Source organism: Reyranella sp. (genome assembly GCF_030651995.1).
In the GTDB taxonomy this organism is placed as follows: domain Bacteria; phylum Pseudomonadota; class Alphaproteobacteria; order Reyranellales; family Reyranellaceae; genus Reyranella.
Window position 1 is genome coordinate 63,637 of sequence record NZ_JAUSBN010000035.1, and the last position, 12,433, is coordinate 76,069.

At 66.5% G+C, this 12,433-nt stretch carries 16 protein-coding genes; 11 read left to right on the top strand and 5 right to left on the bottom strand.

Annotated elements, in window-relative coordinates:
* Window positions 1-3 precede the first annotated feature (3 nt).
* The 4 genes from Q7V45_RS09465 to Q7V45_RS09480 form a co-directional block, all read right to left on the bottom strand.
* Window positions 4-1,041 (bottom strand): hypothetical protein, encoded by a 1,038-nt coding sequence (locus Q7V45_RS09465; RefSeq protein ID WP_304850620.1) that lies wholly within the window; start codon window positions 1,039-1,041, stop codon window positions 4-6.
* Entirely contained in the window at window positions 1,038-1,208 is a 171-nt protein-coding gene (locus Q7V45_RS09470) for a hypothetical protein (protein ID WP_304850623.1), read from the bottom strand. The genes Q7V45_RS09465 and Q7V45_RS09470 overlap by 4 nt, the downstream gene beginning before the upstream one ends.
* Before the next feature lie 66 nt (window positions 1,209-1,274).
* Entirely contained in the window at window positions 1,275-1,556 is a 282-nt protein-coding gene (locus Q7V45_RS09475; RefSeq protein WP_295136256.1) for a hypothetical protein, read from the bottom strand.
* Between the two features lie 17 nt (window positions 1,557-1,573).
* Window positions 1,574-2,443, bottom strand: coding sequence for an NAD(P)/FAD-dependent oxidoreductase (locus Q7V45_RS09480; RefSeq protein ID WP_304850632.1), 870 nt, complete (start codon window positions 2,441-2,443; stop codon window positions 1,574-1,576).
* A 175-nt stretch (window positions 2,444-2,618) separates the two neighbouring features.
* On the opposite strand from Q7V45_RS09480, the gene Q7V45_RS09485 reads away from it, so the two are divergent.
* Genes Q7V45_RS09485 through Q7V45_RS09510 form a run of 6 tightly spaced genes read left to right on the top strand, consistent with a single transcriptional unit; the run spans window position 2,619 to window position 8,027 of the window.
* Entirely contained in the window at window positions 2,619-3,533 is a 915-nt protein-coding gene (locus Q7V45_RS09485) for a branched-chain amino acid ABC transporter permease LivH (protein ID WP_304850635.1), read from the top strand.
* 3 nt (window positions 3,534-3,536) lie between these two features.
* The gene (gene livM, locus Q7V45_RS09490) at window positions 3,537-4,958 is read left to right on the top strand and encodes a high-affinity branched-chain amino acid ABC transporter permease LivM (protein ID WP_304850638.1); all 1,422 of its coding nucleotides are present in this window, start codon (window positions 3,537-3,539) and stop codon (window positions 4,956-4,958) included.
* Window positions 4,955-5,779, top strand: coding sequence for an ABC transporter ATP-binding protein (locus Q7V45_RS09495; RefSeq protein WP_304850641.1), 825 nt, complete (start codon window positions 4,955-4,957; stop codon window positions 5,777-5,779). The genes livM and Q7V45_RS09495 overlap by 4 nt, the downstream gene beginning before the upstream one ends.
* On the top strand, window positions 5,772-6,500 hold the full coding sequence (locus tag Q7V45_RS09500) for an ABC transporter ATP-binding protein (protein WP_304850644.1): 729 nt from the start codon (window positions 5,772-5,774) through the stop codon (window positions 6,498-6,500). The genes Q7V45_RS09495 and Q7V45_RS09500 overlap by 8 nt, the downstream gene beginning before the upstream one ends.
* Window positions 6,497-6,859: a DUF6867 family protein gene (locus Q7V45_RS09505; protein WP_304850647.1), complete on the top strand. Its 363-nt coding sequence runs from the start codon at window positions 6,497-6,499 to the stop codon at window positions 6,857-6,859. The genes Q7V45_RS09500 and Q7V45_RS09505 overlap by 4 nt, the downstream gene beginning before the upstream one ends.
* A gap of 55 nt (window positions 6,860-6,914) precedes the next feature.
* The gene (locus Q7V45_RS09510; protein WP_304850650.1) at window positions 6,915-8,027 is read left to right on the top strand and encodes a branched-chain amino acid ABC transporter substrate-binding protein; all 1,113 of its coding nucleotides are present in this window, start codon (window positions 6,915-6,917) and stop codon (window positions 8,025-8,027) included.
* Window positions 8,028-8,060: 33 nt separating this feature from the next.
* On the opposite strand, the gene Q7V45_RS09515 is transcribed toward Q7V45_RS09510, so the two are convergent.
* Window positions 8,061-8,657: a bifunctional transcriptional activator/DNA repair enzyme AdaA gene (locus Q7V45_RS09515; protein WP_304851046.1), complete on the bottom strand. Its 597-nt coding sequence runs from the start codon at window positions 8,655-8,657 to the stop codon at window positions 8,061-8,063.
* A 58-nt stretch (window positions 8,658-8,715) separates the two neighbouring features.
* Here Q7V45_RS09515 and Q7V45_RS09520 point away from each other — a divergent pair, with 58 nt between their 5' ends.
* From Q7V45_RS09520 to glyA, 5 genes are all read left to right on the top strand, one after another.
* Complete coding sequence (locus tag Q7V45_RS09520; protein ID WP_304850653.1) at window positions 8,716-9,393, top strand: GNAT family N-acetyltransferase; 678 nt, start codon at window positions 8,716-8,718, stop codon at window positions 9,391-9,393.
* Window positions 9,390-9,692, top strand: coding sequence for a hypothetical protein (locus tag Q7V45_RS09525; RefSeq protein ID WP_304850657.1), 303 nt, complete (start codon window positions 9,390-9,392; stop codon window positions 9,690-9,692). Before Q7V45_RS09520 ends, Q7V45_RS09525 begins: the two co-directional genes overlap by 4 nt.
* 6 nt (window positions 9,693-9,698) lie before the next feature.
* Entirely contained in the window at window positions 9,699-10,559 is an 861-nt protein-coding gene (locus Q7V45_RS09530) for an MFS transporter (protein ID WP_304850660.1), read from the top strand.
* A 110-nt stretch (window positions 10,560-10,669) separates the two neighbouring features.
* A complete protein-coding gene (gene rpiB / locus Q7V45_RS09535; RefSeq protein WP_304850662.1) occupies window positions 10,670-11,110 on the top strand; it encodes a ribose 5-phosphate isomerase B in 441 nt (146 codons plus the stop codon).
* 5 nt (window positions 11,111-11,115) lie between these two features.
* Complete coding sequence (gene glyA, locus Q7V45_RS09540) at window positions 11,116-12,423, top strand: serine hydroxymethyltransferase (RefSeq protein WP_370692583.1); 1,308 nt, start codon at window positions 11,116-11,118, stop codon at window positions 12,421-12,423.
* Window positions 12,424-12,433 lie beyond the last annotated feature (10 nt).

A 12,433-nucleotide genomic window follows, 5' to 3' on the forward strand; every position in this document is an offset into this window, starting at 1 on the left:
CGCTCATCGGGCGATGCGCGTGCAGGCGACGGTGGTGCCGCCGAACGACGGGATGAACGCCGAATGCTTGCCCGCACCGCCCGCCACCGTGATGTGGATGTCCTTCGGATCGCGGCCGATCGACAGCCAGTCACCGTCCGGCTTGTGGCCGGTGGTCTCGTACGTCACGAGGTTTTCCTTCGAGACGCGCGAGAGATGGACTCGCGAGCGCTTCCACAGCTCCTCGCGGATGCTGTCGATCGTGAAACCGTCGCGCTTCAGGGTCGCGGCATGCTCGGGACCGATGATGACGAACATCGGGCCCTTGCCGTAGATCGTGTTGGAGCCCGGGTTGGACATGCCGCCCGCGAAGGTGGTCAGCAGCCCGTCGCCGGTGGTCGAACCATGGTCGTTGAGGTTATGCGGGCCTTCGCCCGACATCACCGTCACGACCGAGTCGGTCGGCGCGAAGCCGCGCTGCACATGATAGGGCGCCCAGGGATTCTCCTCCTCGTTCTCGCCGAAGCAGAAGGTGAACTTGGCGGGATTGCCCTGGGTCGAGCGGTCCATTTCGCCCGGCTTGGCGCCGGCGACGTTCAGCAGCATCAGCCCGAGCGCGCGGCCAATCGTGGCATTGGCCTGGCGACCCTGGCCGAAGCAGTTGGTGCCGCAGTTGATGTTGAGCTCGTGCCGGATCGGGCCGCTCACCATGACCATCGGCGCACAGGAGTGCGTCGTCGCGAGCGTACCGTGGAGATTGTACTCCGGGTCGAGCACGCCGCGCAGGGCGGCGGTCACGACCGGGAAGTATTCGGGCTTGCAGCCGGCCATGACGGCATTTGCCGCCAGTGCCTGCAGCGTCGGAACGACCTGGCGCGGCGGCACCGGCGGGTAGGGGCGGTTGTCGCCGCGCACGGTCTCGACGAACTTCGCCACTTTCGCCTCGGTGGGCACGAACAGCGGCATGCCGTCGCTCCAGCCCTGTTCGTTGGCGTACTCGTTGAAGGCCTCGACATCCATGTCGCCGATGTCGATCACTTCCTGTTCGGCGATGTCCTTCATTTGCCTGTGGCCTCGGTCAGTCCCTTGGTCGCTGCTTCTATACGTTCCCGCAGCTCTTCGGCGTTGAGGCCGCCGACGGGATGCTTGACCACGATCATGCGCGCCTCGACCTTGCGGGCTTTCGCCTGCGCCAGGACCAGCGGTTTGAAAGTCTCAGTGGCGATCACGAAAGCGGTGATGCCGAGCTTCTCGAGTTCGAGGCTGTCGTGGAAACTCCACGATGAACAGCTTCCTCAATCCCCTAAGGCTAGTAGCGCTGCCTTGTAGTTCTTCGCGACCTTCTCGATCAGTTCCTTCGGCGCCGGCTGGCTGGCGCTGTTCTTGGCATGGAAGTGGATATTGTCGACCGGCCGGTGCGCGCCCAGCATGGCGCGGACGCCTTCCAGCAGCTCGCGGGCATTCGGCTTCGAGTTGGATATCAGGGCGATGGCGTCCGTCGCCCAGTTGACGGGCTGCAAGGTCACCTTGGCAGGACCGGCGGCGGCCATGCCGAAGCTCGGATTGAAGATGCGCATGTTCGTTTCCCTCCACGCTACTTGTTCAACGCCGCGACAATCGACTTGGCGACGCGCTGGCCGTCCGCGATGGCGTTGGCCAGGTATTCCTTGGAGCCGGACCGAACGTCGCCGGCGGCGAACACCAGCGACTGGGCGGTCTGGCCCGCCTCGTCCACAACGATATGCCCCGTGGCGTCGCGTGCAAGCGAATCCGGCAGGAATTCCGCAGCGGGAGACCGGCCCTCGTAAACGAACACCGCATTTGTCGGAATGCGGTCTCGCTGACCGTCGTTTTCGACCGTGACCGCCTCAAGCCCATTGCTGCCTTCGAGGCCGACGATGCGCCCCGGCCGGGCGGTGACGCCTTCCGGTACCGGGCCGGTCGGCGTGCCGAGCATGGTGATCTCGCCGGCGATGCCCACGAGGACGGCGGCCTCGTACGGCGCCCAGCCGGTGGCGCCGGCGATGATCACCGGCTGGCCGGCATAGAGCGGGCCATCGCAGTTCGCGCAGTGGGACAGGCCCCGCCCTTCATATTCTTCCTCGCCGGGAAGGCCGAGCTTGCCCTTGCTCATGCCGGTCGCAACCACGAGGGATCGCGCCGTATGGCGCTCGCCGTCGGCGGTCTCGATCTCGAAGGGCCCATTGCCGGAAATCGCTGTGACTTCGCCGAAGCCGATCTCGACGCCAGCGACGACGGCATCGTCGGTCAGGCGCGCGGCCATGGTCGTGCCGTCGAAGATCTCCTCGAAATCGTGCAACTGGCCCAGGTTGATGATCTCGCCGCCGGGCGCAAGCTTGTCGAGGCAGAGCGCCTTCAGGCCCGCGCGGGCGACTTCGGTGGCGGCGGTGAGGCCGGCCGGGCCGGCGCCGATGACGATCACGTCGTAGGAAGGGGTGTCCATGGCCGTCTTTAATCGGCACTTGGACGGAGGAGCGCAAGGGACAATTCGGCCCGGCCACGCCCGGCCGTCCTGCGATGCCCCATTGTGGTCCACGATTTGCAGGCCGCCCATCTTGAGCTTGCCAGTCCCCGAGAAAGCATCGTAGGTCGCAAGGGCAGGGAGACACAAACAGGGCATGGCGTATTTCACGCAACAGCTGATCAACGCAATCACGCTGGGCGCCATCTACGGGTTGATCGCCATCGGATACACGATGGTCTATGGGATCATCGGCATGATCAACTTCGCGCATGGCGAGGTGTTCATGATCGGCGCCTTCATCTCGCTGATCGGCTTCGTCATCTGCGGAAGCCTCGGCATCAGCTCGGCACCCATCGCCATCGTTCTCGTGCTGCTCTTGGCCATGTCATTCTCCGCCGTCTACGGATGGGCGATAGAACGAACGGCTTACAGACCGTTGCGGGGCTCGTTCCGGCTGGCCCCGCTGATCTCCGCCATCGGCGTGTCGATCGCCCTCCAGAACTACGTGCAACTGGCGCAGGGGGCGCGACCCAAACCCGGTGGGCAGGTCGTGTCCGGCGGCTTCAACCTCTTTACCGCCGACGGCTTCGACGTGCGCGTCACCTGGCTGCAGATCATCATCGTGCTGGTGACGGTCGTGCTGATGGCGGGCTTCACCTGGGTGATCGCGAAAACCTCGCTGGGACGCCAGCAGCGCGCCTGCGAACAGGACATGAAGATGGCGGCGCTGCTGGGCGTGAATGTCGACCGCACCATCTCGCTCACCTTCGTGCTGGGCGCGGCATTGGCCGCCGTCGCCGGCATGCTGTTCCTGATGTACTACGGCGTGGTCGACTTCTTCATCGGCTTCCTGGCCGGCATCAAGGCCTTCACCGCGGCGGTGCTGGGGGGCATCGGCTCGCTGCCTGGCGCTATGCTGGGCGGGCTGCTGATCGGGCTGATCGAGGTCTTCTGGGCCGGCTACTTCTCGAGCGAATACAAGGATGTCGCGGCCTTCGCGATCCTCGTGCTGGTGCTGATCTTCCGGCCGAGCGGCCTGCTCGGCAAACCGGAGATCGAGAAGGTCTGACGGATGGGCCCGCGTCTGCCTCTCATGCTGAAGGATGCGGGGCTCACCGCGTTCGTCGCCGCCGCGCTGGGCATCTTTATCGTCGGCTTCCGCACCGTCGACCAGGGCGGCGGAAAGGGCCTGGGCTTCGACTATCACCTCGTCGATCTCGCCGTGGCGGTGTTCGTCATCTTCATCGGCCGGCTCGGCCTCTCGATGGCGGCGAACGGGCTGCGCTGGCCCGCCATCGTTCTGGGGGTGGCGATGATGGCGGCCGGCGCCTCGCCGATGAAGCTGCCGTCCGGCTTCCTGCACTGGTTCGTGGCGCTGGGCGGCGTGCTGCTGGTGATCCGCGCGATCTGGCCGTGGGCCAACGACGCCATGGGCGTCGCGGCGCGGACGCCGTCCGGCGTGGCGCTCGGAAAGGCCGGCGTCAAATGGTTCGGCTGGCTGTTGCTGGCGGCGGCGGTCCTGATGCCGTTCACGCCCTTCGCCGACCAGAAGACGATGGATCTCGGCGTGCTGATCCTGACCTACGTGATGCTGGGGTGGGGGCTCAACATCGTGGTCGGCCTCGCCGGCCTGCTCGACCTGGGATACGTCGCCTTCTATGCGGTCGGCGCTTACGCCTACGCGCTGCTCAGCACGCAGTACGGGCTGGGCTTCTGGACGGTCCTGCCGCTCGCCGGGATGATGGCGGCACTGTTCGGCATCGTGCTGGGTTTTCCGGTGCTGCGCCTGCGCGGCGACTATCTGGCCATCGTGACGCTGGGGTTCGGCGAGATCATCCGCCTCGTGCTGCTCAACTGGTTCGACCTGACCAACGGACCGGCCGGCATCGGCTCGATTCCCGGTCCGACCCTGTTCGGCGCCGTGTTCGCCGAGACTCCGCCGCCCGGCAAGCAGACCGTGTCGGAGATGCTGGGCATCGCCTTCGACGGCAACCACCGGCTGATCTTCCTCTACTATATCATCCTCGGCCTGGCGCTGATCACCAACCTCTTCACGCAGCGCATGCGGCGCCTGCCGGTGGGCCGTGCCTGGGAGGCGCTGCGCGAGGACGAGACGGCCTGCCAGGCGCTCGGCATCAACCCGACCAACACCAAGCTCACGGCCTTCGCGATCGGCGCCATGTTCGCGGGCTTCGCCGGTTCCTTCTTTGCCGCCAAGCAGCGCTTCATCAGCCCCGAGAGTTTCGTGTTCATCGAATCGGCGATCATCCTGGCGATCGTCGTGCTGGGCGGCATGGGCAGCCAGATCGGCGTCGTGCTGGCCGCTGTGCTGCTGATCGGCCTGCCCGAATGGTTTCGTGATCTCGGCAACTACCGCATGTTGGCCTTCGGCCTCGCCATGGTGCTGATCATGGTGTTCAAGCCGCGCGGCCTCATCTCCCACCGCGAGCCGTCGATCCGATTGCATCCCGCCGGCTCGGGAGGCGGCGGATGACGGCGCCCCCGTCGGCAGGGCCACTGATCGAGGTCGAGCACCTCACCATGCGCTTCGGCGGACTGGTTGCGATCGACGACGTGTCGTTCACTGCCCGGTCGCAGGCCATCACGGCCGTCATTGGGCCCAACGGCGCCGGCAAGACGACGGTCTTCAACTGCATTACCGGCTTCTACAAGCCGACGATCGGCCGGCTGACCCTGCGCAGTGCTGGCGGCGAATTCCTGCTCGAGCGGATGCGCGGCCACGAGATCGGCCAGAAGGCGAGGGTGGCGCGCACCTTCCAGAACATCCGCCTGTTTTCCGGCATGACGGTGCTTGAGAACCTGATGGTGGCGCAGCACAACAAGCTGATGCGCGCATCGGGCTGGAGCCTGCTCGGTCTCGTCGGCGCCGCTAGCTTCCAGCGTGCCGAGGCGGCCTCGGTCGAGCTGGCGCGGCTGTGGCTGGAACGGATCGGCCTGTTGGCGGATGCCGACCGGCCTGCCGGCGAGCTGCCCTACGGCGCCCAGCGGCGCCTGGAGATCGCCCGCGCGATGTGCACCGAGCCGGTGCTGCTCTGCCTCGACGAGCCGGCGGCCGGCCTGAACCCGCGCGAGTCGGCCGAGCTCAACCAGCTGCTGATCTCGATAAGGGATCGCGACCGCATGGGCGTGCTGCTGATCGAGCACGACATGAGCGTCGTGATGAACATCTCCGACCACATCGTCGTGCTCGATTATGGTCGCAAGATCGCCGAGGGCGCTCCCCTGGCCGTGCGCAACGACCCGGCCGTCATCCGCGCCTATCTCGGCACCGACGAGGAGGCGCTCGATGCCTGAACCCTCGTTCCTGTCGGTGAACGGCGTCGAGACCTTCTACGGTGCCATCCAGGCCCTGCATGGGGTCGATCTCGAGGTGGCGCGCGGCGAGATCGTGACCCTGATCGGCGCCAACGGGGCGGGGAAATCCACCCTGCTGATGACGATCTGCGGCAATCCCCGCGCGCACAGCGGCACCATCGTGTTCGACGGCGAGGACATCACGGCGCTGCCGACCCACCAGATCGTGCGGCGCGGCGTGGCGCAGGTGCCCGAGGGGCGACGCATCTTCGCGCGCATGAGCGTCTACGAGAACCTTCAGATGGGCGCGATCCTGGGCGATCCGGCCAACTTCAAGTCGGACCTCGACCGCGTCTTCGCCATGTTCCCGCGGCTGGCCGAGCGGCGCGACCAGCGTGGCGGCACCCTGTCAGGCGGCGAGCAGCAGATGCTGGCGATCGGCCGTGCCCTCATGAGCCGGCCGAGGCTGCTGCTGCTCGACGAGCCGTCGCTCGGCCTCGCGCCCCTGATCGTGCGCCAGATCTTCGATTCGATCGGCCGCATCGCCCGGGAGGAGGGTGTCACGATCTTCCTCGTCGAGCAGAACGCCTTCCACGCGTTGCGCCTGGCCGATCGCGGCTACGTGCTGGCCAACGGCCGGGTGCGCCTCAGCGGCAGCGGCAAGGAGCTGCTGGCCAACCAGGAGGTCCGCGCGGCCTATCTCGAGGGCGGCCACGCATGAGCCCGCTCGACACCTTCATGTTCGACTGGTTCGGCGACACGCTGTTCAACGTGGTCGTGTTCAACCTCGTGCTGATCGGGCCGGCCTCGTTCGCGGCCGGCCATGCCGTCGCGCTGACCTGGCGGCCCTGGCCGCAGATCGTGTTCTACACGGCGCTCCTGTCGGCCACGTTGCGTTTCCTCGACTATGCCCTGGCGGGCGGCGAGTTGTTGTCGCTGGCCGGTTTTGCACTGGGCTGGGCCGTACAATTGTCGATCGCGGCCTTTGCCTTCAGGCTCACGCGGGCGCGCCAGATGGTGCGCCAGTATCCGTGGCTCTACCGGCGCAAAGGCTTGCTGGGTTGGGACGACCGGCCTTAATGTAATGGTCATGCTCCGCAGCAGCGGAGGGGGCTCAATCAACAGGGAGACTCGGATGAAGAAGTTGTACGGCACGCTGGCCGTTGCCGCCGTTGCGCTGATGGCGACGCCCGCGTTTGCCCAGATCAAGATCGGCTCGGCCGGTCCGATGACCGGCTCGAACGCCGCGTTCGGCGAGCAGCTCAAGCGCGGCGCCGAGATGGCGGTCGCCGACATCAATGCCGCCGGCGGCGTCAACGGCCAGAAGCTCGAGCTGGTGATCGGCGACGATGCCTGCGACCCCAAGCAGGCAACCGCGGTCGCCAACAAGATGGTGTCGGACAAGGTCGTGTTCGTGGCCGGGCACTTCTGCTCCGGCTCGTCGATCCCGGCCTCGGATATCTACAAGGAAGGCAAGATCCTGCAGATCACGCCGGCCTCGACCAATCCGAAGCTGACGGACGACGCCGCCGGCAAGGGCAACACCACCGTGTTCCGCACCTGCGGCCGCGACGACGTGCAGGGCGCGACGGTCGGCGCCTACATCCTGAAGAACAAGAAGGACGCCAAGGTTGCGATCCTCCATGACAAGTCGCCCTACGGCAAAGGCGTGGCCGACGAGACCAAGAAGGCCCTGAACAAGGGCGGCCTGCGCGAGGCGATGTACGAGGCCTACAACGACACCGACAAGGACTTCGCCGCGCTGATCAACAAGATGAAGCAGGCGAAGATCGACATCATCGTACTGGGCGGCTACCACACCGCCGGCGCGCTGATCATCAAGCAGGCGCGCGAACAAGGCCTGGCCGCGCAGATGATGGGCTTCGACTCGCTCGAGACGGCCGAGTTCGCCCAGCTGGGCGGCGCGGCGACCAACGGCGTGCTGATGTCGTTCCCGCCCAAGGCCGAGGACGACCCGAAGAATGCCGCCCTGGTGAAGAAGTTCCGCGACGCCAAGTACAATCCGGAAGGCTACACGCTGTTCAGCTACGCCGCGGTGAAGGCCTGGGCCGATGCCGCCAACAAGGCGAAGTCGACCGAAGCAGCCAAGGTCGCCGCGGCGCTGCGCTCGGGCAAGTTCGACTCGGCCGTCGGGGTGCTCGAGTTCGACGCCAAGGGCGACATCAAGGACGCGGTCTACGACATCTACGTCTGGAAGGACGGCAAGTCGTCCCCGATGAAGAAGTAGGGCCAAACGGCTCGATCAGGGAGAGGCCCGGCATCAGCCGGGCTTTTTCTTTTTCGGCACCTGACCAACCCTCGGCGCAAGCCGTCGTATGTCGCTTGGCGTTCGCCGGTAGACTTCGGCAAACACGGCGTTGAACCGGCGCAGGCTGGTGAAGCCGGCGCGCACGGCCACCTCCAGCATTGGCAGCTGGGTCTGGTCGAGCAGGCGCTTGGCCCGCTGGACCCGCAGTGTCCGCGCGACCTGCAGCGGGCTGGCGCCGATGTGGCGCTGGAACAGCCGGTCGAGATGACGCGTGCCGATGCCGAGCCGTTCGGCAAGATCGTCGACGCCCGCACGGTCGAGCGCGCCGTCGCGGATCAGCCGCATGGCGCGCTGCACCGTCGTACGTGAGCCCAGCCACGCCGGCGAGAAGGGGGCCGTCTCGGGCCGGCAGCGCAGGCACGGGCGGAAGCCGGCGACCTCGGCAGCGGCGGCCGTCGGATAGAAGTGGACGTTCTTGCCCTGGGCGGGGCGCACCGGACAAACCGGCCGGCAGTAGATGCGGGTGGTGCGTACGCCGGAGAAGAAGCGGCCGTCGTAGCGACGGTCACGACCGACGCGGGCGCGTTCGCAGACCTCGTGGTCGAGCATGACGATGGAGTCCGATTCCGGCGAGTCGACTTTCACCGCTCATGTTACTTCGCGCGGCATGACGATCAACGTTCTGGACAATCCGGTTTGGCACGCCCTCGTGGGGCCGCATCGACATCACGCCATCGGCCGTGGAGCGGCCCGCCACTATCCGCGCGACATCGCGCCATTCTCCGCGATCCTCGAGCCGTCCGATCAGGCCTACGCCGACCTTGCCGCGGATCTTCCGGTCGGCACCGAGGCACGCCTGTTCCGTCCGATGGAGGAGCCGCTTCCAGCCGGTTGGGAGGACCTCGGTCGCTTCCCCATGCTGCAGATGGTGGCGACGCGGACTCCGGAGAAGGATGACGACGCAGGTTCGACACTCTCGTCCGCCGACGCTGGGGCAATGCTCGATCTCGTGGCGCTTGCCCAACCCGGTCCGTTCGGCCGCCGTACGCCGTTGCTGGGCCGCTATCTCGGCGTCTGGAAGGCAGATCGGCTCATGGCCATGGCGGGCGAGCGGCTGCGCGTGCCGGGCCATGTCGAGCTGAGCGCAATCTGCGTCCATCCGGAGGCGCGGGGACAGGGACACGCGGCCAGGCTCGTGCGCAGGCTGATGCGGCTGGCTTTCGACAACGACGAAGGGCCATTCCTGCACGTTCGGCCCGACAACAGGCCGGCGATCGACCTCTATCATCACCTGGGCTTCGAAATCCGCCGCGAACTGATGGTCCTGTGGCGCCGGCCTGGATGAGCGAAGGGGCCGACCGCCACGGCGCGCGAGTCCGCTGGACCGCTTTCGTCGTTGCCGTATTCGGCTGGGGCGTGGGCTTCTACGGGCCAGCCGTCTATCTGCCGGTGCTGCATCAGACGCGCGGCTGGTCGCTCTCGATCCTGTCTGCGGCGATCACGGCGCATTACCTCGTGAGCGCCGTCCTGATCATTACCTTGCCCGATGCTTACCGGTGCTTCGGCATGGTGCGTGTCACGGTGATCGGCACGCTGTGTGGCGCGGCAGGTGCGATTGCGTGGGGGAGTGCGCAGCAGCCATGACAGCTCGTGCCCGCTCTGCTGCTGAGCGGCGCGGGATGGGCCGCAATGAGTGGGGCAGCGCTCAATGCGATGGTGTCGCCCTGGTTCGAGCGCGATCGGCCCAAGGCCCTGAGCATGGCGTTCAACGGCGCGAGCGTCGGCGGCATCGTGTTCGTGCCACTCTGGATGGCTCTCGCAAGCGGCTTCGGCCTGGCGCCGGCAGCCTTCCTCGTGAGCGTGGCTATGGTTGTGATCGTCTGCCCCCTGGCATGCCGCGTCCTGCGGCGTCAGCCGACAGTCGCCGTGTCGAAGGCGCTGCCGTTGCCGCGTCTTGCCCTTCTGCGGCAGCCGCGTTTCCTGACGATCTCACTGGCCTTTGCCCTCGGCCTGTTCGCACAGATCGGGCTCTTCGCGCATCTGATCGCAAGGCTCGAGCCTGAGCTCGGGCCAGGCCTGGCGGCTGGGGCGATCAGTCTGATCACGGTTTGCGCCGTCGTGGGACGTACCTTGCTGGGGGCGTTTCTGGGCGAGCATGATTGCAGGCTCGTCGCGGCGGCCAGCCTGCTGATGCAGACCGCAGGCTCGCTGCTGCTGGCGCTGGGGGAGGGCAGCCCTGTGCTGACGGCGGGCTGTATCCTGTTTGGACTGGGGGTTGGGAACCTGGTCTCCCTGCCGCCGCTGATCGCCCAGCGCGAGTTCCGGCTCGCCGATGTCGGGACCGTGGTCGCTCTCGTGACCGCCATCAACCAAACGGTGTTTGCCTTCGCGCCGGCTATATTCGGTGGCTTGCGCGATTGGATGGGCAGCTATCTTGTGTCATTTCTGGTGGCGGCGGCCCTCCAGGCCCTCGCAGCGGCGATCGTCGTATCAGGCAGACGATTTTCCTGAGCCGTTTCAGTGTCTTGTGGGTCACTTTCCACGATTTTGCGAAACGGTGACATCGCGCCCCCGGATATGGTATCGGGGGGCTCAATAGCTAGAGGGGGTCGATCGTCGATATGCCGGGGGGCGCCATCGCGGTCGCGTCGGATCATGCCGGCTTCGACCTGAAGGAAATTCTCAAGCGCGACCTGCAGGAAGCAGGTCACGAGGTGCTGGATCTCGGCACCCATTCGACCGCATCCGTCGACTATCCCGACTTCGGACGGGCCATGGGCGACGCTATCGCTGCGGGCAAGGCCGAGCGCGGCGTCCTCGTTTGTGGCAGCGGGATCGGCATTTCCATGGCGGCCAATCGCAATCCCAAGGTTCGCGCAGTCCTCGCGCACGATGTGACCTCGGCGCGGCTCTCGCGCGAACACAACGATGCGAACGTCATCGCCTTCGGTCAGCGCCTGACCGGCATCGAGGTCGCCCGCGAGGCCTTGAAGATGTTCCTCGCTACCAAGTTCGAAGGCGGCCGCCATGTCGGCCGAGTCGAGAAGCTTTCAAAGGGTTGAGTATCATGAGCCAAGCCGCTGCCAAGATGGGTGATTCCCCGCTGCCGATGTTCACCATGGGCGTCGCCGAGTCCGATCCGGCGATCGACGCCGTCCTGAAGGGTGAACTCCATCGCCAGCGCGAGCAGATCGAGCTGATCGCCTCGGAGAATATCGTCTCGCGCGCCGTGCTCGAGGCCGCGGGCTCGGTGCTGACCAACAAGTATGCCGAGGGCTATCCGCGGCGCCGCTACTATGGCGGCTGCGAGGAGGTCGACAAGGCCGAGGATCTCGCGATCGAGCGCGCGAAGAAGCTCTTCGACTGCTCGTTTGCCAACGTACAGCCGCACTCGGGCGCGCAGGCCAACCAGGCCGTGTTCATGGCGTTGCTGCAGCCGGGCGACACGTTCCTCGGCATGGCGCTCGACCAGGGCGGGCATCTCACCCACGGCTCGCCGGCCAACCAGTCGGGCAAGTGGTTCAAGGTCGTGTCCTACGGGCTGAAGCCCGACACGCACCTGATCGACTACGAGCAGATGGAGGAGGCGGCCCGCCGCGAGAAGCCGAAGCTGATCATCGCCGGCGCCTCGGCCTACTCCCGCCACATCGACTGGGCGCGCTTCCGCAAGGTGGCCGACGAGATCGGCGCCTACTTCATGGTCGACATGGCGCACTATGCCGGCCTGGTCGCGGCCGGCGTATACCCGAGCCCGCTGCCGCATGCCCATGTCGTGACGACGACGACGCACAAGACGCTGCGCGGCCCGCGCGGCGGCATGATCCTGTCGAACGACGCCGAACTCGGGAAGAAGATCAACTCGGCGGTGTTCCCCGGCCTGCAGGGCGGTCCGCTGATGCACATCATCGCCGCCAAGGCGGTGGCGTTCGGCGAGGCGCTCAAGCCCGACTTCAAGGTGTATGCGCAGAACGTGATCGACAATGCGCGCGCGCTGGCGGCGACGCTGACCGAGCGCGGCCTGAAGATCGTCTCCGGCGGTACCGACAGCCACGTCATGCTGGTCGACCTGCGGCCGAAGAAGGCGACAGGCGTGTCGGCGGAGAAGGTGCTCGACCGCGCCGGTATCACGACGAACAAGAACAGCATCCCGGGCGATCCGGAGAAGTACACGATCACCTCGGGCGTACGCCTTGGCACGCCGGCGGGAACGACGCGTGGCTTCGGGGTCGTCGAGTTCCAGCAGATCGGCCATCTGATCGCCGACGTGCTCGACGGCATCGCCAAGAACGGTCCGGACGGCGACGCCCAGGTCGAAGCCCAGGTCCGCGCCAAGGTGCATGCCCTTTGCGCGCGCTACCCGCTCTACCGCGACTGACAAGGCGCAA

Bases quoted from the DNA above. Each gene is read 5' to 3' on its own strand.
- Q7V45_RS09495 (WP_304850641.1), top strand. From the start codon at position 4,955: ATGACGGCGCCCCCGTCGGCAGGGCCACTGATCGAGGTCGAGCACCTC.
- Q7V45_RS09525 (WP_304850657.1), top strand. From the start codon at position 9,390: ATGAGCGAAGGGGCCGACCGCCACGGCGCGCGAGTCCGCTGGACCGCT.
- Q7V45_RS09485 (WP_304850635.1), top strand. From the start codon at position 2,619: ATGGCGTATTTCACGCAACAGCTGATCAACGCAATCACGCTGGGCGCC.
- Q7V45_RS09515 (WP_304851046.1), bottom strand. From the start codon at position 8,657: ATGCTCGACCACGAGGTCTGCGAACGCGCCCGCGTCGGTCGTGACCGT.
- rpiB (WP_304850662.1), top strand. From the start codon at position 10,670: ATGCCGGGGGGCGCCATCGCGGTCGCGTCGGATCATGCCGGCTTCGAC.
- glyA (WP_370692583.1), top strand. From the start codon at position 11,116: ATGAGCCAAGCCGCTGCCAAGATGGGTGATTCCCCGCTGCCGATGTTC.
- Q7V45_RS09475 (WP_295136256.1), bottom strand. From the start codon at position 1,556: ATGCGCATCTTCAATCCGAGCTTCGGCATGGCCGCCGCCGGTCCTGCC.
- Q7V45_RS09520 (WP_304850653.1), top strand. From the start codon at position 8,716: ATGACGATCAACGTTCTGGACAATCCGGTTTGGCACGCCCTCGTGGGG.
- Q7V45_RS09505 (WP_304850647.1), top strand. From the start codon at position 6,497: ATGAGCCCGCTCGACACCTTCATGTTCGACTGGTTCGGCGACACGCTG.
- Q7V45_RS09465 (WP_304850620.1), bottom strand. From the start codon at position 1,041: ATGAAGGACATCGCCGAACAGGAAGTGATCGACATCGGCGACATGGAT.
- livM (WP_304850638.1), top strand. From the start codon at position 3,537: ATGGGCCCGCGTCTGCCTCTCATGCTGAAGGATGCGGGGCTCACCGCG.
- Q7V45_RS09500 (WP_304850644.1), top strand. From the start codon at position 5,772: ATGCCTGAACCCTCGTTCCTGTCGGTGAACGGCGTCGAGACCTTCTAC.
- Q7V45_RS09480 (WP_304850632.1), bottom strand. From the start codon at position 2,443: ATGGACACCCCTTCCTACGACGTGATCGTCATCGGCGCCGGCCCGGCC.
- Q7V45_RS09510 (WP_304850650.1), top strand. From the start codon at position 6,915: ATGAAGAAGTTGTACGGCACGCTGGCCGTTGCCGCCGTTGCGCTGATG.